This window comes from Pseudomonas sp. UBA6323, from assembly GCF_002439135.1.
Lineage (GTDB): Bacteria > Pseudomonadota > Gammaproteobacteria > Pseudomonadales > Pseudomonadaceae > Aquipseudomonas.
On sequence record NZ_DJSX01000045.1, the window covers coordinates 1 to 17,459 of the forward strand.

Here is a 17,459-nt window from a genome sequence, read left to right on the forward strand (position 1 = left end):
CATCTTTGTGGTGGTCGTCATCACAGACGAAGAGGGGGGGCTGCCCCGGCCCTGGCCGGCCCGCGGCCGCGGGCCGCCGGAGCGGACCGGGAAGCGCCGGGCGCGCAGCCGCGAACGGCGGGCCAGTGTTCCTCCCCCCCCCCCCCCGCTGGGGGGAGGGGGGCCGGGGGAGAGGGCTGGCCTGGCTGACACCGTCATTCTCGACAACTCCGGCCCCCTGCCGCACACCGTCAGCCGCCTTTTGCAGCTGCTCGACGAGATGCGCCGATGCGCCTGACCCTGCTTGGCACCGGCGATGCCCGCCAAGTGCCCGTATACAACTGCAGTTGCCCGGCCTGCGATGCGGCGCGCGTCTATCCCTCGCGCCGGCGCGGCCCGTGCTGCGCGCTGATCGAATGCGGCGCGCAGCGCTGGCTGATCGACAGCGGCCTGACCGATCTTGCCGAACGCTTTGCGCCGCATAGCCTCAGTGGAATTCTGCAGACCCACTACCACGCCGATCACGCCCAGGGCCTGCTGCATCTGCGTTGGGGGCAGGGTTTGGTGATTCCGGTGCATGGCCCGGATGACCCGGATGGCCTGGCCGATCTGTACAAGCACCCTGGCATTCTCGATTTCAGCCAGCCGTTCGTGGCCTTCGAGCGTCGCCAACTGGGCGAACTGCAGGTCACCGCGCTACCGCTGACTCACTCCAAGCCAACCTTTGGGTACTTGTTTGAAGGGCCGGGGCTTGAGGGGCAGGTCAAGCGCATTGCCTACCTCACCGATACCGTTGGCGTACCCGAGGCCAGTTGCGCCGAGTTGCGGCGTGCGCCGCTGGATCTGCTAGTGCTGGATTGTTCCACCGCACCGCAACCCATCGCGCCGCGTAATCACAATGACCTGACGCGGGCGTTGGAGGTGATCGAGCGCTTGCGGCCCGCGAAGTCCGTGCTCACCCATATCGGCCACAGCTTCGACGCCTGGCTGCTCGATCACCCAGACGCCTTGCCGTCGGGAGTAAGCCTGGCCAGTGATGGTCTGGTGCTGTAGCCCGGATGCAATCCGGGGCCGCCCGACAGTCATTTTTGGATTGCATCGGGGCGACGGATTGGCTTGCGCTGCCGGTCAATCCAGCGGCAATTCCGTTGTCCGCTTCACTTCGCTCATGGCGATGTGCGAATGCGCTTCGTGTACGTGCGGGCGTTGCAGCAGGTGTTCGCGCAGGAAACGCTCGTAATCGGCGATGTCCCTGGCTACCACCTTGAGCAGGTAGTCCGAGCCGCCGGCCATGCTGTAGCACTCCAACACTTGCGGATAGCCGACCACGGCCTGTTCGAACTCGTCCAGATTGCCGCGACCATGGGCCGACAGTTTGATGTCGACGAACACCGTGATGCCGAAGCCCAGACGCTTGTGATTGAGTAGGGCGACCTTACGTTCGATCAGCCCTTCCTCCTGCATGCGATTGATACGTCGCCAGCAGGGCGATTGCGACAGTTCGACCTTTTCCGCCACTTCGGCTGCAGAAAGATCGGCATCGTGCTGCAGCAAGCGGAGAATCCGCCGGTCGATAGCGCTGAGCTTGTCCTGCATGATTGTTTCCATTTTCTTGTGATTGTTGGAAGGATCATGCGAAGTATTGTCTCTGCTACTCGAAAATAGAAAGAAAAAAGCGGAACCCTCCGGTCATGCTTTAGGCAAATCCGTCGCAGCGATCCTGCGACCGGACTCAACGGAGCGTGTCTACCGTCGCGCTCCTTGTGCTCGCCATAAGAATAAAAGGAGCGCTCCATGTCACTGGCCGAAATCCGCCTGGATGACAAATACCGCCTCGCGACTGGTCACCTCTACCTGACCGGCACTCAGGCGCTCACCCGCCTGCCCATGCTGCAGAAGCAGCGTGACGCCGTCTTCGGACTCAATACCGCATGCTTTATCTCCGGCTATCGCGGCTCGCCCCTGGGCGGCCTGGACAAGAGCCTGTGGGACGCGCGCGAGTACCTGAAGGAAAACCACATCCACTTCCAACCCGGCGTCAACGAAGAGCTGGGCGCCACCGCCGTATGGGGCAGCCAGCAGGCCAACCTGTTCCCCGGCGCGCGCTATGACGGCGTGTTCGCCATGTGGTATGGCAAAGGGCCGGGCGTTGATCGCAGCGGTGATGTGTTCAAGCACGGCAACTCGGCCGGCGTTTCCAAGCATGGCGGCGTGCTGCTGCTGGCCGGTGACGACCATGGCTGCAAGTCCTCGACTATCGCGCATCAGAGCGAGCACGCCTTCATCGCCGCGTCGATCCCGGTGCTCAACCCGGCCAACGTCCAGGAAGTGTTGGATTACGGCATCATCGGCTGGGAGCTGTCGCGCTACAGCGGCTGCTGGGTGGCGCTGAAGACCATCGCCGAGAACGTCGATTCCTCGGCCGTGGTGGACGTTGACCCGCTACGCATCCAGATTAAGATTCCCGAGGATTTCCAGCTGCCGGAAGACGGCGTTCACATCCGCTGGCCCGATCCCCCCCTGGCGCAGGAAAAGCGCCTCAACGTGTACAAGATCTACGCTGCCCGGGCCTTCGCCCTGGCCAACAACCTCAACCAGGTCAAGCTGGATTCGCCCAACCCGCGCCTGGGCATCATCACCACCGGCAAGTCCTACCTCGACGTGCGCCAGGCTCTGGACGACCTCGGTCTGGACGAAGCGCTGTGCGCCAAGGTCGGTTTGCGCGTGCTCAAGGTGGGCATGAGCTGGCCGCTGGAGCCGGTCTCGGTGCACCAGTTCGCCGAAGGCCTGGATGAAATCCTGGTGGTGGAAGAGAAACGCAGCATCATTGAAGACCAGCTCACCGGTCAGCTCTATAACTGGCCGGTCGGCAAACGCCCACGGGTGGTTGGCGAGTTCGACGAAGAGGGTAATTCGCTGTTGCCGAACCTGGGCGAGCTGACTCCGGCCATGATCGCCCGGGTGATCGCCAAGCGCCTGGCGCCGATCTACAGCAGCCCGACCATCGAAGAGCGCCTGGCCTTTCTCGATGCCAAGGAGAAGGCCCTGGCCGCGCCCAAACACAAGACTGCGCGTACCCCGCATTTCTGCTCGGGTTGCCCGCATAACAGCTCGACCAAGGTGCCGGAAGGCAGCCGCGCTCTCGGCGGTATCGGTTGCCACTACATGACTCAGTGGATGGATCGCAGCACCGACACCTTCACCCAGATGGGCGGCGAGGGCGCGACCTGGATCGGCCAGGCGCCGTTCACCGACACGCCGCACGTATTCCAGAACCTCGGCGACGGCACCTACTTCCACTCCGGCCATCTGGCCCTGCGTGCGGCTGTGGCTGCCGGGGTCAACATCACCTACAAGATTCTCTACAACGATGCGGTGGCCATGACCGGCGGCCAGCCCATCGACGGCGAGCTGCGCATCGACCAGCTCAGCCAGCAGGTGCATGCCGAGGGCGTCAAACGCATCGCCCTGGTCAGCGACGAGCCGGACAAGTACCCGACCCGCGCCACCTTCGCACCCGGTGTGACCTTCCATCACCGCCGCGAGCTGGACGCCGTGCAGCGCGAATTGCGCGAATTCAAGGGCGTTTCGGTGATCCTCTACGACCAGACCTGCGCCACCGAGAAACGCCGTCGGCGCAAGCGCGGCAAGATGGTCGACCCGGCCAAGCGCGCCTTCATCAACCCGGCGGTGTGCGAGGGTTGTGGCGACTGCAGCGTGAAATCCAACTGCCTGTCGGTGCTGCCGCTGGAGACCGAACTGGGGCGCAAGCGCGAGATCGACCAGAGCGCCTGCAACAAGGACTTCAGCTGCCTCGAAGGCTTCTGCCCGAGCTTCGTTACCGTGCATGGAGGCAGCCTGCGCAAGCCAGAGGCCGTTGGCCTGGGTGCGCTGTTCATCGCCTTGCCGGAGCCGAAGCAACCGGCTCTGAGCCGGCCCTGGAACATCCTCCTGCCGGGTGTCGGCGGTAGTGGCGTGACCACCGTCGGTGCGCTGCTGGGCATGGCCGCGCACATCGAAGGCAAGGGCTGCACCGTGCTCGATCAGGCTGGGCTGGCGCAGAAGTTCGGCCCGGTGATCACCCACATCCGCATCGCCGCGCGGCAGAGCGACATCTACGCGGTGCGCATTGCTGCGGGGGAAACCGACCTGCTGCTGGGCTGCGACCTGGTGGTGTCGTCCAGTGAAGAGGCACTGGCCAAGCTCAACGACAAGATCGCCCATGCGCTGATCAACAGCCATGAAGCGGCCACTGCCGAGTTCACCCGCAACCCGGACGCCCAGGTGCCCGGCGCGGCCATGCGTGAGGCGATCAGCGAGGCGGTGGGTGAGGGCAAGACCCGTTTCGTCGATGCCACGCGCTTGGCCACTCGCCTGCTCGGTGACAGCATCGCCACCAACCTGTTCATGCTGGGCTATGCCTATCAGCGCGGTCTGGTTCCCGTGTCAGCCGACGCGATCAACAAGGCCATCGGGCTCAATGGCGTGGCCGTGCAACTCAATCAGCAGGCTTTCCTCTGGGGCCGCCGCGCTGCGCATGACCTGGCCGCGGTGGAGAAAGTTGCTGCGCCCAAGGTGGTCGAAGCGCCGCATTGCAGCACGCTGGAGGAGATCGTCGAGGACCGCGCTCAGCGACTGACCGCTTACCAGAACGCCGCCTATGCCCAGCGCTATCGCGAACTGGTCGGGCGCGTGCGCAAGGCCGACACCGATGCCGAGCAGCGCCTGAGCAAGGCCGTCGCGCGTTATTACTTCAAGCTGCTGGCCTACAAGGACGAGTACGAAGTGGCGCGGCTTTACAGCGATGCGACCTTCCGCAAGCAGCTCGAAGCGCAGTTCGAAGGCGATTACCGCTTGCAGTTCCATCTGGCGCCGAGCTGGCTGAGCAAGCCGGATGCCGTTACCGGCGAACCGCGCAAGCGCAGTTTCGGCCCCTGGATGCTAAAGGCCTTCGCGGTGCTGGCGCGCTTCAAGTTCCTGCGTGGCAGCGCCCTCGATCCGTTCGGCCACAGTGTCGAACGTCGCCTGGAACGCGAACTGATCGAGGAATACGAGGCCAACGTGGCCTATCTGCTCGCCGAGCTCAATACCGGCAACTACCGCACGGCAGTGGCGCTGGCCGAGATTCCTGAGCAGATCCGCGGCTACGGTCATGTGAAGGAAGCGGCGCTGGCCAAGGCGCGCGAGCAGGCGACGCAGCTCAAGGCACGCCTGACCGTCAGCGAGATCGCCGCGGTGCAGTTGTTCGAACCGGCTGCCTGAGCTTCAACCCCATCCCCTTTGCCACCCACTCCCGTGCGGGGGAGGGGCGGCTTTTATATCCGAGGTAATCCGATGTCCGTTTTCAATCACGTCGACTTCGATCAGCACGAACAGGTGGTCTATGGCCACGACAAAGCCAGCGGCCTGAAAGCCATCATCGCCATCCACGACAGCACTCTCGGCCCGGCTCTGGGCGGCTGCCGCATGTGGAACTACGCCACGGAAGAAGAGGCGCTGCGCGACGTGCTGCGTCTGTCACGCGGCATGACCTACAAGTCGGCGCTGGCGCGCTTGCCGCTTGGTGGCGGCAAGGCGGTGATCATCGGTGACCCGCATCACGGCAAGAGCGAAGCGCTGTTCCAGGCCATGGGCGATTTCGTTGACAGCCTCGGCGGGCGCTACGTCACCGCGGCGGATTCCGGTACCGGCGTGGCCGAAATGCGCATCATGGCCGAGCGCACCCGCCATGTGGCCGGCGCCGGGCAGCGCGAGGCCTTCGATGGCGGCAGCCGCGATGGCGACCCGTCGCCCTCGACCGCCTACGGCGTGTTCATCGGCATCCAGGCGGCCGTGGCGCATCGCCTGGGGCGTAAGGATCTCGATGGCCTGCGCGTGGCCATCCAGGGCGTGGGCCAGGTCGGCTTCGGCCTGGCCAAGCTGCTCAAGGAGGCCGGTGCGCAGCTGTGGGTGACGGACATCGTCGAAGCCAACGTGCAGCGCGCCGTCAGCCAGTTGGGCGCCACTGCGGTCGGCCAGCACGAGATCTACCGCCTCGACGTGGACGTGTTCGCGCCGTGCGCGCTGGGCGCGATCATCAACCTGCAGAGCCTCGAAGCCCTGCGGGCGCCGATCATCGCCGGTGCGGCCAACAACCAGCTGGCCGATGCCAGTCTGGCCGAGCTGCTGCGCCGCCGTGAGTGCCTGTATGCGCCGGACTATGCGATCAACGCCGGCGGCATCATCGACGTCTGCTACGAGCGCACCGGTGGCAGCGCGGGCGAACTCAAGGCACATATCGAAAGCATCGGTCCGACCCTGACGGAAATCTTCCAGCGCGCCGAGCGCGAAGGCGCGACCACTACCGCGATTGCCGACCGCATGGCGCTGGAGCGTTTGCGCGGTGGCGTGCAGCCTGTGCGTGCGGCAGCGGTCGCCAAGGTGGTTTCCCAGGGTTGGCAGCGTTAGGAAGTGAGCGGTGGCGACATGACAAATCTGCCCGCCGCCGCTAAGATGCGGCCCGGCCGTTATCAATACGGCCGTGTCCCCTTAGTTCAACGGATAGAATAAGCCCCTCCTAAGGGCTAGATGCTGGTTCGATTCCAGCAGGGGACGCCATCGACTCAGTAGTGAAAAAGCCGGCTCTTGCAGCCGGCTTTTTCGTTGCTGGCCTCCTGTCTGGCAGCCAGTGCGTTTGGTCGACTCAGGCGTATTCCAATTCCTGGTCCGAGCGTTGCGCGGGCAGCAGATCCAGAGTGCGAGTATGCAGGGCTTCCAGCGAGGCTCGATGACCGACGCTGATGACGATAGCGTCCGGTAAGGCGTGGCGCAGTTGTGTGTAGCAGCGCCTTTCGCTTTTTTCATCCAGAGCCGAACTGCTTTCATCGAGGAACAGTATCCGAGGGCGTAACAGCAGTGCGCGCACGAAGGCGCAGCGCTGTTGTTCACCGATGCTCAGCGTCTGTGACCAGTCGAGCTCGTCATCCAACCGTGCACTCAGGTGGTCGAGGTCGCATTGCTGCATCACCTCCAGCAGGCGGGGATCGTCTTGCGGAAGCGGCGCTGAGGGATACCAGAGCATATCGCGCAGGGTGCCAAGGGGCAGGTAGGGTTTCTGCGCCAAGGTAAGGGTGCTGCCCAGGTCGTAGCGTGCCACGCCGCTGGCATGGCTCCATATACCGGTCAGCGCTCGGATCAGAGTCGACTTGCCGAAGCCTGACGGTGCCCGGATCAGCAGGCTATCTCCGGGTTGCAGGCGCAGGTCGAAGTCAGTGAGCAGCGTCTGGCCATCCGGCAGCCAGAGCGACAGTCCGGTGGCTTCGAAGCCTTCGCTGTCGTGCTCGAGGCGGACGCCGCATTCATCACCAACCTGATTCAGACGCCGTTGGAAACCGATCAGGCGGTCGACCACGGCTTTCCATTCGGCGACCTCGGGAAACACCTTGACCAGATAGGCCATGGCCTCGTGCACCTCGCCAAAGGCTGCGCTGAGCTGGGTCAGGCGGCCGAGGGGGAAAGCACCAGCGAAGAACTGCGGGGCCATGATGAACATGGGAATGATCATGGCGCTGCGCATGTAGAAGGTGGAGTAGCCGAGCACGATCTTCTGCTGTTTCACCAGGGACCAGAAGTTCTCCAGCGCGGCGCCCAGGCGCTGGCTGAAACGGGCATGCTCTTCGCTCTCGCCCCGATACTGGGCCACGGCTTCGGCGTTTTCGCGCAGGCGCATCATGGCGAAGCGAAAATCCGCTTCGCGACGTTGCTGGATGAAATTCAGACGTGGCAATGCGCGCCCCAGCCAGAAGGCGCCGCCGGTGCCGAGGATGGAGTAGAGCAGCGCTGCCCATACCAGCAGGCCGGGGATCACCAGTTCTTCGCCCGCGAAGGGAATGCGCACCAGGCTCGATGCCTGCCAGAGGATGTGCAGGAAGGAGAACAGCGAAACCAGAGCAGTCATCAGGCCCAGGCTGAGCTTCAGCGACAGGGTGATGAGCAGGTTGATGTCGTCGGCGATGCGCTGGTCGGGGTTGTCGGTTTCCGGAACCGTAAGCTGCAGCTTGAGATAGCGATGGCGCTGCAGCCACTGCTGCAGGGTGTTCTCGGTGGCCCAGCGGCGCCAACGCAGAGTGAGTTTCTGCTGGAAATGGAAGGCGGCCACGGTGAAGGTGGCCAGGCCCAGTTGCAGGAAGAGGAACTGCACGCCACCAATTAGAAAGGCGTCGTAATCCAGCGCCTGCAGGGCGTTGTAGAAGTGCAGGTTCCAGAAGTTGTACAGCAGGTTGACCCCGACCAGGCACAGGTTCATCAGGATCGTGCCGAACAGTAGCAGGAAGGCGGGGCGTTTTTCTGCAGACGACCAGAAGGGCCGGGCGAGCAACCAGAAATCACGTAATGTCTGCATGTGGCCTCGAGTTGCCCGGCGTCAAACGCGTTGAGTTTATAGAGGGGGGCCTATACCATCAACGCTAATCGTTCTCATCATTTACCCATAACGGTGGAGGCCAGCCATCGAATTTCCGGACTGGCTTTGCCTAGCATGGCCACCCATCCAGCGTGTGATACAGGTCGAGCGCCAGGGGCTGGCGTCGGTCGCGCTGCCTGATTTGGCTGAAACGAGTGTGTTGCACCCCATGCTCGAACGCTTTGCCAAAGGCTATCCCGGTATCAAGCGCCCTCCAGTCGCCTCTCAATGGTCAATGAATTACCTCAGCGTGATGTTGCCGGCCATGCTGGCGGCTGTATTGACGCGCGAGCGGGGCATTGCCTTCTGGGAGCATGAGGTCGCGTTGCTGCATGAGGCGGGCCAGCCACGGGCGCTGTTGCTGCCGACACCGCCAACCTGGCTTGCCGCCGAGCAGCGCGATGACTATTGGGCGCGCCTGCTGCATGAGCATCTGGAGCCATTGTTCGCCAGTATTGCAGCCTGGGGTGGATTGGCACCGAAGGTACTCTGGGGCAACTTTGCTGCCATCTGGGACGGCGCCTTCGCACGCATTGACGCCAAGCTGGAGCGTGAAGGTTTCGCCGAGGCCCACCGCTGGCTGGAGCGCGCGGTGGTCGCCGAGGGTCGCATCAAGCCGAGAAGTCTGCAGTGGATGGTCGATTCACCGGCGCCCGAGGTCTGCGCGCGCATTCCCCTACGCCGTCATTGCTGTCTGCACTATCAGCTGCATGCACCAGTGCCCGGTGAGCCTCAGGTACTGTGCGAGTCCTGCCCAAAGCTGCATCGTCTGCCCGAGGCCGAGCAGGCAAGTTACTTGCGGCAGATTTATCAACACTGAGTGCATCTTGCTTGAAGCGACCTTCGTTAGAGCCCATGAACGCTTGCCTCGATAACGCTGCCCTGATCCACCTTGATCATCCGATCGGCCAAATTGAAGTAGGCGTCGTCATGAGAGATCACGATCACCAGTTTTCCGCGCTGGCGCAGATCAGGAAGGATCTTGGTGTAGAAGAAGCGCTTGAACACCGGATCCTGATCCGCTGCCCACTCATCGAACAGATAACAGGGACGGTCGTCTAGGTAGGCGGCCAGCAGGGCCAGGCGCTTGCGCTGGCCGGTGGACAGATCGAGGGTGGACAGGCGACCGCCTTCGATGTTGACCTTGTGCGCCAGTTGCAGGTGCGCCAGATAGTCACGGGCTTGCTGCATCAGGTGTGGGTCATCGCCGTCGAGCAGGTGCTCGAACAGGCAGAAGTCGGTGAAGATCGCCGAGAAATGCTGACGGTACAGATGATTCTGGGTGCTCGCAGACACCTGCTCGTCGAGCAGCAGGTCGCCGCCTTCGGGTTGATAGAGCCCGGTCAGCAGCAGGGCCAGGGTGGTCTTGCCGCTGCCGTTGCCGCCGGTGATGAAGACCACCTCGCCAGCGTGCAATTCGAGGTCGAACGGGCCGAGGGTGAAACGGCCGTCCTCCCCCTCGCGGTAATAGCTGTGGCGCACCTCGCGGCATTGCAACCGTGCTACGTGCCGGGCCGGCGACAGGCCGTCCGCCGGTGCGCCGGCGACTTCCAGCTGCCCTTCGAGTGCGCGGATCTTGCGCAGCGAGACGCTGGCCCGGCCCAGGGTGGGCAGGGCATTCATCATTTCGGACAGCGGCGTGATCATATACAGCAGGGTGAGGATGTAGCCGGTCACCAGCGCTGCGCTGAGCTCGATGAACTGCGGGGCGACGAACAGCACCGTGCCGATCAGCAGGTAGAAGATGCAGTTACCCCAGTTGAGCACCAGGGCGTAGATGCTCATGCCGCGCACGAAGTCGCGGCGGTACTGCTGGCTGATGGGGTAGAGCAGGCGCTCGAAGAACTGCAGGCGCCGCGCGTGGTTGAGCTGCAGCTCCTTGCTGCCGTCGGTGAGCAAGCGGTACTGGTCGAACAACTGATCCTTCAGTTCGCGTGCCTTGCCGATGGAGGTCAATGCCTTGCGCTGTGGCCAATGGAAGCTGGCCGCGCCGAGCAGGATCAGCGCCGCCGTGAGTACCAGCAGCGGAAGGCTGAGCCAGGCCAGGTAGCCCAGGCAGGCCAGTACGATGCCGCTGTTGACCAGCAGGATGGGCACCAGCTCGACGGCCTGGCTGATGGTTTGCGTGTCGTCGGTGAGCATCGCCAGTAGGCGGTGCTTGCCCAGGCGTTGCAGGCGTGGATAGGGCGTATCGATCAGCTTGCCGCTCAGATGCAGGCGCATGTCGCTGACTGCGGTTTGCCCCAGACGCAGCAGGCTCACGTCGGAGACGATGCGTGCACTTACCACCAGACCCACGAGGCCGGCGAACAGCAGCCCATCGACCGGGCGCAGCTGGTTGAAGCCGGCCAGGGAGTGGTTGATGTTGGCGATCAGCCCGGCAGCTGCCAGGCCGCAGACCAGACCGGTGGCGGTGGCGATCAGCAGGGTGCGCCAGGAACGTCGCGCCAGTAGCAGTAACAGATCCATTTCCGATGATCATCCAGTGAGTGAATGAGGCTGGGCAGAATGCTGCTCTTGGCTATAAAAGCAAATCATTCTTGTAAAGAATGCAAATTATGTTGAAATGATATCGATTTATATTCCGGCACTTTGTCGGGATTGGGGGAGGTTGGAGCATTTCGTTGCGGCCTTCAGGATCCAAATAAGACCCATGAGAACCAGGGCTCGATGATCATATTCAAGAAGAGCACGTTGGCATTGGCTGTCGCGTCCAGCCTGATAGCTGTCACTGCGGCAATGGCAGCCGAAGAACCCAGCGCAGAGAAGGCGCTGGAATTGAAGGAAGTGGTGGTTACTGGCGAGAAGATCCAGCGTAGCCAGGACAGGACACTCTCCAGTGTCGCAGTCGTGACTGCCGAGGATATTCGCAGCCACGGAGATCAAGATCTCCAGGGGGTGCTGGATCGCACTCCGGGCGTTTACGCCCAGTCGGGCAACGAGAACTGGGGGATTCGTGGTATTCCGGTGAGCGGATTCGATGATCAGGGGCCGGCTGCCATGAATGGTGCGGTCTCGGTGTATGTCGACGATGCGCTACAAGTCAACAGGCTGCTCACCCACAACCCCATTCAGCTCTGGGATATGGAGCAGGTGGAAATCTATCGTGGCGCCCAGTCGACCACCCAGGGACGTAACTCCCTGGCTGGCGCCATCATCATGAGAAGCAAGGATCCGACCTTCGATCCCGAGTTTTCGGTGAGAAGCAATGCCGGCAAGTATGGAGAGCGTGGTGCTTCGGCGATGGCCAACGGCACCCTGATTGACGGCCTCGTCGCGGGCCGTCTGGCTGTCGATTACCAGACCTCTGACGGCTATATAGAAAATGAATTCCTGGACATGGACGCCAACCAACTGCGTTCGTCCAACATCCGCGGCAAGTTCCTCATTCTGCCGTCCGACGATATGGATCTGCTGTTGACCTTCGCGCGCACCAAGCAGCGCAGCGGCCTCAATGCTACGGCCGCGTCCAACGGCAAGCCCGATTACTACAGCATTTACGAGAATACCGAGACCTACAACACGCTGAACCAGAACACCGCCACGGCCAAGCTGGACTATCGCCTGGATGATTTCTGGACCCTGACCAGTGTGACATCCGGAACCTGGTCGAAGTACGACTCCATCCTCGACTTCGACCGCACTACTGCGGCTAATCCCACCCAGACCGCACCTCGTCATCATGAGCAAAGCCTGGGCAGCCAGGAGTTTCGTCTGGGCTATGCCGCCGATCGCGTCGATGGCGTAGTGGGCGTTTATCTGGGACGCTCCAAGGGCGAGATCGACGATCAACTGGTCAACAATGGCACGGTGTTGTTGAACCAGAAAGGCGAGATCAATATCAGGAGCCAGGCCTTGTTTGGTGAACTCAACTGGGAGTTCGTGGACGACTGGCAACTGATCACGGGGCTGCGCTGGGATCACGAGAAGAACAACACCAAGATCAATTACCCGGTCCGTGTGGTTTCCGTTACAGATCCTGTCGTTGATGAAGACATCAGCTCCAGCGTGCTGCTGCCGAAGATCGGCATCAGTCATGACCTCACCGAGAACCAGGTACTCGGCCTGACCTGGCAGCGTGGCTACCGCAGCGGTGGTGTGAACATTCGCAGCCGCGCTCTTCACGATAGCTACGACCCCGAGTTCACCAGCACCTATGAGCTGGCCTGGCGCGGTAACTGGCTGGATCGCCGACTGCGTACCACTGCAAATCTCTACCACACCACCTGGAAAGACCAGCAGGTGTCGTTCCGCAATATTGCTGACGGCACCACGCAGGTATCCAACGCTGCCGACAGTCGGATGATCGGCCTGGAGTTCTCTGCCGAATACTTGGTGACCTCGCAATTGCTGGTCAATGCCGGCTTCGCCTACAACGACACCAAGTACAAGTCCTTTGTCCGCGATGGTGTGGATCTCAGCGGCTACGAGTTCGTCTATGCGCCGAAAAGGATGGCAAACGTGGGAGCCAACTATACGTTCGGTAATGGATTGATGATCGGCGGCGATGTCATTTACCAGGGGCGCAGTATCTCCAACTTCGACGCCAACGGAGCTCGCGAAATAACCAAGGTACGTCGTAACGACAGCGTCACGCTGGTGAATCTCAATGCCGAGTTCCCGATCGGCAATCTGACGCTTAGCGGCTATGTTCACAACCTGTTCGATGAGCAGTACATCACCAACAATCAGAGCGACAGCCTGCTCGATGTCGGTGCGCCGATGACCTTGGGAGTGGCCGCCCGTTACGACTTCTAAACCTAGCCGGGCGGTGGCCACGCCACTGCCCCAGTTTTCTTTCAGCGGACTGCCTCACCCAGCGCGAGGTGGCGACTCGGCTGGGCACTTCGCCTGCGCTCATCAACTTGATTTTGCGCGATACCCTAGGGCATTGCCGCGTACGACTCGATGGGCAGTGCTCGCGCAACTGCCCTTGGCCAAGAGGTTCTGAATGAAGCTGCTGCGTCTGGTTTTCCACGAATACCGCTGGTCCATCGCGCTGGTGCTGGCGCTCAGCCTGAGTAGTGCGTTGCTCAGCGTGGCTGTGATCGCCTTCATCAATCAACGCATGCTTAACCCAGCGAGCAATCCGGGTGTGGCGCTGGGGCAGTTCGTCGCCTTGCTGGCGCTGCTGCTGGTGCTGGCCTCGGCTGCGCAGCTGTCGCTGACGGCGCTGGGCCACCGCTTCGTCTACCGCATGCGGCGGGCGTTGGTGAAGCGGGTGCTGGACACCAGCATCGAACGCCTGGAGATCATCGGTGGCTCCAACATCATCGCCAGCCTGTCCAGCGACATCCGCAACATCACCCTGGCCTTCGTGCATCTGCCCGAACTGATCTATGGCAGCGTGCTGACGTTGGCGGCATTCGCCTATCTGGCCTGGCTCTCGCCCGGCCTGTTCGTCACCACGCTGTTGTGGATGAGCTTCACCCTCGGCGTCGGCTGGCTGCTGGTCGGTCGGCTCAATCACCACCTGCGCATGTTGCGTGAGTCCGAGGATCGTCTCTACGGGGACTACCAAGCAGTGATCGATGGGCGTAAGGAGCTGACCCTCAACCGCGACCGCGCGCAGCGTCTGTACGAAGACGAGTTCGACCTCAGCGCGCGCGCCTATCGCGATCACGTGACCCTGGCCGACCGTTACCACGGCCTGGCCAGCAACTGGGCCAACATCATGGTGCTGGGCACCATCGGCCTGGTGTTCTACCTGGCCAACGGTCTGGGGTGGGCCTCCACGGCGGTGGCCTCGACCTATGCGCTGACCATTCTGTTCATGCGCACGCCGCTGGTCTCGGCGGTGGCGGCGATCCCGGCGCAGATTGCCGGACGCGTGGCGCTGGACAAGGTCGAATCGCTGGCACTGGCGCCACATGTCGAGGCCTTCGAGCATCCGGCCGACCCCTTGAGTGGCCAGTGGCAGGTGCTGGAATTGCATGAGGTGGAATACCGTTATCCGGCGCAGGATGGCGAGCCCGGCTTCGATGTCGGGCCTGTCAGCCTGCGCCTGGAGCGTGGCGAGACGGTGTTTCTGGTCGGCGGCAACGGCAGCGGCAAGTCGACTCTGGCGCGTCTGCTTACGGGGCTGTACGTCCCGCTGCGTGGCGAGATTCGCATCGACGGGCGGACGCTTGGGCTGCAGGAGTGGCCCGCCTATCGTCAGCTGTTCGCGTCGGTCTTCACCGACTATCACCTGTTCTCGCAGTTGCTTGGTCCGCACGGCGTGGCGGCGACGGATGAGGAGCTCGAGCACTGGCTGGAAAGCCTGCACATGCGCCACAAGGTGCAAGTGGCCGCAGGGCGCCTGCGCGATACGCGCCTTTCTGCCGGTCAGCGCAAGCGTCTGGCACTGCTGCTGGCGCTGCTGGAGGCGCGCGACATCCTGCTGCTCGATGAGTGGGCCGCCGATCAGGATCCGCTATTCCGTCAGGTGTTCTACCGCGAGTTGTTGCCGCAGTTGAAGGCCGCCGGCAAGACCGTATTCGCCATCAGCCACGACGATCACTATTTCGATCAGGCCGATCGCCTGCTGAAGATGGATGGCGGGCTGCTTCATGAGCTGCAGGGCGAACATCGCGCCCAGGCCAGTCGCAATGCGCTGCTGGAGATCGGTGGCGCCGCCCATTCTTGAGCACTGATCGCCACGCTGGCGGAGGGCCAGTCATCAGAAACCGGACTGCCGTCCGTGCTCGGCTATTTCAGAGTTTGCCCATGCACATTGGTTCTTCATGGACCCTTTGTCGGATGCTGGCAAAGTTCTTTCAAATTGCCATCTAAATGATAAGGGTTGCTATTTAGTTTTAGCTTGGTATTGGTTAGGCTAGCGAGCGTTTTTTGACAGGCCAGCGGATTGGCTGGCGGGATCAGGGGGAGAACATGATGTCGAAGGCAGTGCAGGGTGCTGGACGTTTTCAACTGAAATGCCTGGCTGTGGTGATTGCCGCCACATGTCACGGGATGGTTCATGCGCAAGATGATCAGGTGACGCTGCCGGCGCAGACGGTCACTGGTGAACAGGACCGCCCACAAGGTCCGGATTACGGCTACAAGGCTGAGAAAAGCCTGACCGCCAGCAAGACCAGCACGCCGCTGTCAGAGACGCCGCGTTCGGTGTCCGTGGTGACCCGCAAGCGCATGGAAGATCAGAAGTCGCAGACCCTCACAGAGGTCCTGGGATATGTGCCAGGTATCTTCGCTCCTCCGTTTGCCGTGGGGGACGGCCTGGCCGGAGACTACTTCTTTATCCGTGGTTTCAATGCCACCGACTACGGCTATGGCCTGCTGCGTGACGGTTTGCGCGTGCAGGGTAACCGCTACGACACCACCAGCGAGCCTTATGGTCTGGAACGGGTGGAAGTGTTTCGCGGGCCGACCTCGATCCTCTATGGCGAGAACGCACCGGGTGGCCTGGTCAATCTGGTCAGCAAGCGCCCGACCGCTGCTTCGCAGGGTGAAGTGCAGCTCAGCTATGGCTCCAATGATCGTCGCCAGCTAAACCTGGACGTTTCCGGGCCGTTGAACGCCAGCGGCAATGTGCTGGGGCGTGTGGTGATGGTCGGTCGTGAGGCCGATACCCAGGTCGATCATGTGCAGGACAACCGCATCTATATTGCCCCGTCGCTGACGCTGAACTTCGACGACTTCAACAGCCTGACCCTGCTGTCGACCTACCAGAAGGACCGCACCAAGCTGGAGCTGGGCCTGCCGGCAGCCGGTACGCTGCTGAGTAACCCCAATGGCAAGATCGACAAGGACACCTTCCTTGGCAACAAGGACTGGAACACCTTCGAGCGCGAAGTCTGGACCCTAGGCTACGAGTTCACCCACCGCTTCAATGACGACTGGCAGTTCCGCCAGAATTCGCGCTACATGCAGTCGCGGATCCAGCGTAATGAAACCTGGCCAGTTAGTAATTTGAATAATAATGGCTTTGGTACGAATCTGACGCTGCAGGCTTATGATCGCTACAACAAATCCATCACTTATTCGCTGGATAACCAGCTCGAAGGCAAGTTCGACACAGGTGCTCTGGAGCATACGTTGCTAGTCGGTGCGAGTTTCGACCGTACTTCCTTCAATCAGGATTGGAATGCGGGGTTCGGCCCGTCGATCGACGTATTCGATCCGGTCTGGACCAGTGAGCCGACCACGCCGATCAGCGTTCAAAATACCTTGCTGACTCAAAATATGCAGGGTGTTTATAGCCAGCTTCAGAGTAAATACGAGAACTGGATATTTCTTCTGGGTGGCCGCTACGATTGGGTCGATAGTGATTTTCGCAACAAACTAGCACCAGCTAATGACGTAAGCTCCAAGGATGAGAAATTTACTTGGCAGACTGGTGCGATGTACCAGTTCGATAATGGCTTGTCACCCTATGTCAGCTATTCCACCTCATTTGTCCCGGTGCAGCAGACCACCAGTGAGCGTCCTCTCGACCCAATCATAGCCGAGCAATATGAAGTGGGTCTGAAGTACGAACCCAAGGGCTGGAACACCATGTTCACCGCTGCAGTATTCGATCTGCGGAAAGAAGATGATGTTTATACCGAGAATAATCTGCCTCGTCAGGTGGGAGAGAGTCGATCCAAGGGGCTTGAGTTGGAAGTCAATAGTGACATCACTGCCAACCTGAATGTCACGGCCGCCTATACCTACACTGACGTTCGAATTACCAAGGACGCGCCAAATTCTCTTGTAGAAGGTAAGCAGATGACCGGCGTACCGCGCAACCAGGCATCGATCTGGGCCAACTACCGCTTCCTCGATGGTGCGCTGCGCGGCCTGCGTCTGGGCGGTGGCGTGCGTCACTTCGACAGTACCTTTGCTTATACCGCCGAAACTCTCTACGGCAAGCTGGACACCGGCGACGTCACTCTGGTCGATGCCGCCATCGGCTACGACATCGACGAGCACTGGTCGGTCGACCTCAACGCCAAGAACGTCTTCGATAAGGAGTACGTGGCAGGCTGCAACAATGCCGGGCGTTGCTACTGGGGCGACGAGCGTACCTTCCTCGGTACGGTGTCGATGCGCTGGTAAG

The 17,459-nt window shown here is 61.6% G+C and carries 10 protein-coding genes and 1 tRNA gene; 8 read left to right on the forward strand and 3 right to left on the reverse strand.

Annotated elements, in window-relative coordinates:
* Positions 1 to 267: 267 nt before the first annotated feature.
* Positions 268 to 1,032 carry a phosphonate metabolism protein PhnP gene (phnP, locus tag B3P22_RS10290; RefSeq protein WP_296270907.1) on the forward strand — a complete coding sequence of 255 codons (765 nt, stop codon included), beginning with the start codon at positions 268 to 270 and terminating at the stop codon, positions 1,030 to 1,032.
* A 75-nt stretch (positions 1,033 to 1,107) separates the two neighbouring features.
* Here the strand turns inward: phnP and B3P22_RS10295 are convergent, their stop codons facing one another.
* Positions 1,108 to 1,575, reverse strand: coding sequence for an Lrp/AsnC family transcriptional regulator (locus B3P22_RS10295; RefSeq protein ID WP_296270908.1), 468 nt, complete (start codon positions 1,573 to 1,575; stop codon positions 1,108 to 1,110).
* A gap of 198 nt (positions 1,576 to 1,773) precedes the next feature.
* Here B3P22_RS10295 and B3P22_RS10300 point away from each other — a divergent pair, with 198 nt between their 5' ends.
* The 3 genes from B3P22_RS10300 (at position 1,774) to B3P22_RS10310 (ending at position 6,576) form a co-directional block, all read left to right on the forward strand.
* The gene (locus B3P22_RS10300; protein ID WP_296270909.1) at positions 1,774 to 5,241 is read left to right on the forward strand and encodes an indolepyruvate ferredoxin oxidoreductase family protein; all 3,468 of its coding nucleotides are present in this window, start codon (positions 1,774 to 1,776) and stop codon (positions 5,239 to 5,241) included.
* A 72-nt stretch (positions 5,242 to 5,313) separates the two neighbouring features.
* Positions 5,314 to 6,426: a Glu/Leu/Phe/Val dehydrogenase dimerization domain-containing protein gene (locus tag B3P22_RS10305; RefSeq protein WP_296270910.1), complete on the forward strand. Its 1,113-nt coding sequence runs from the start codon at positions 5,314 to 5,316 to the stop codon at positions 6,424 to 6,426.
* A 75-nt stretch (positions 6,427 to 6,501) separates the two neighbouring features.
* Positions 6,502 to 6,576: transfer RNA gene (locus B3P22_RS10310), tRNA-Arg, on the forward strand.
* A gap of 85 nt (positions 6,577 to 6,661) precedes the next feature.
* On the opposite strand, the gene B3P22_RS10315 is transcribed toward B3P22_RS10310, so the two are convergent.
* Entirely contained in the window at positions 6,662 to 8,359 is a 1,698-nt protein-coding gene (locus tag B3P22_RS10315) for an ABC transporter ATP-binding protein/permease (RefSeq protein ID WP_296270911.1), read from the reverse strand.
* 229 nt (positions 8,360 to 8,588) lie between these two features.
* Between B3P22_RS10315 and fhuF the strand changes: the two genes are divergently transcribed.
* On the forward strand, positions 8,589 to 9,239 hold the full coding sequence (fhuF, locus tag B3P22_RS10320) for a siderophore-iron reductase FhuF (protein WP_296270912.1): 651 nt from the start codon (positions 8,589 to 8,591) through the stop codon (positions 9,237 to 9,239).
* Positions 9,240 to 9,265: 26 nt separating this feature from the next.
* Here fhuF and B3P22_RS10325 read toward each other — a convergent pair whose 3' ends face one another.
* A complete protein-coding gene (locus tag B3P22_RS10325; protein ID WP_296270913.1) occupies positions 9,266 to 10,888 on the reverse strand; it encodes a cyclic peptide export ABC transporter in 1,623 nt (540 codons plus the stop codon).
* A gap of 201 nt (positions 10,889 to 11,089) precedes the next feature.
* On the opposite strand from B3P22_RS10325, the gene B3P22_RS10330 reads away from it, so the two are divergent.
* The 3 genes from B3P22_RS10330 (at position 11,090) to B3P22_RS10340 (ending at position 17,458) form a co-directional block, all read left to right on the forward strand.
* Complete coding sequence (locus B3P22_RS10330) at positions 11,090 to 13,177, forward strand: TonB-dependent receptor (RefSeq protein ID WP_296270914.1); 2,088 nt, start codon at positions 11,090 to 11,092, stop codon at positions 13,175 to 13,177.
* 193 nt (positions 13,178 to 13,370) lie between these two features.
* Positions 13,371 to 15,047, forward strand: coding sequence for a multidrug ABC transporter permease/ATP-binding protein (locus B3P22_RS10335; protein ID WP_296270915.1), 1,677 nt, complete (start codon positions 13,371 to 13,373; stop codon positions 15,045 to 15,047).
* A gap of 326 nt (positions 15,048 to 15,373) precedes the next feature.
* Positions 15,374 to 17,458 carry a TonB-dependent siderophore receptor gene (locus B3P22_RS10340; RefSeq protein WP_296270960.1) on the forward strand — a complete coding sequence of 695 codons (2,085 nt, stop codon included), beginning with the start codon at positions 15,374 to 15,376 and terminating at the stop codon, positions 17,456 to 17,458.
* Position 17,459: the final 1 nt, after the last annotated feature.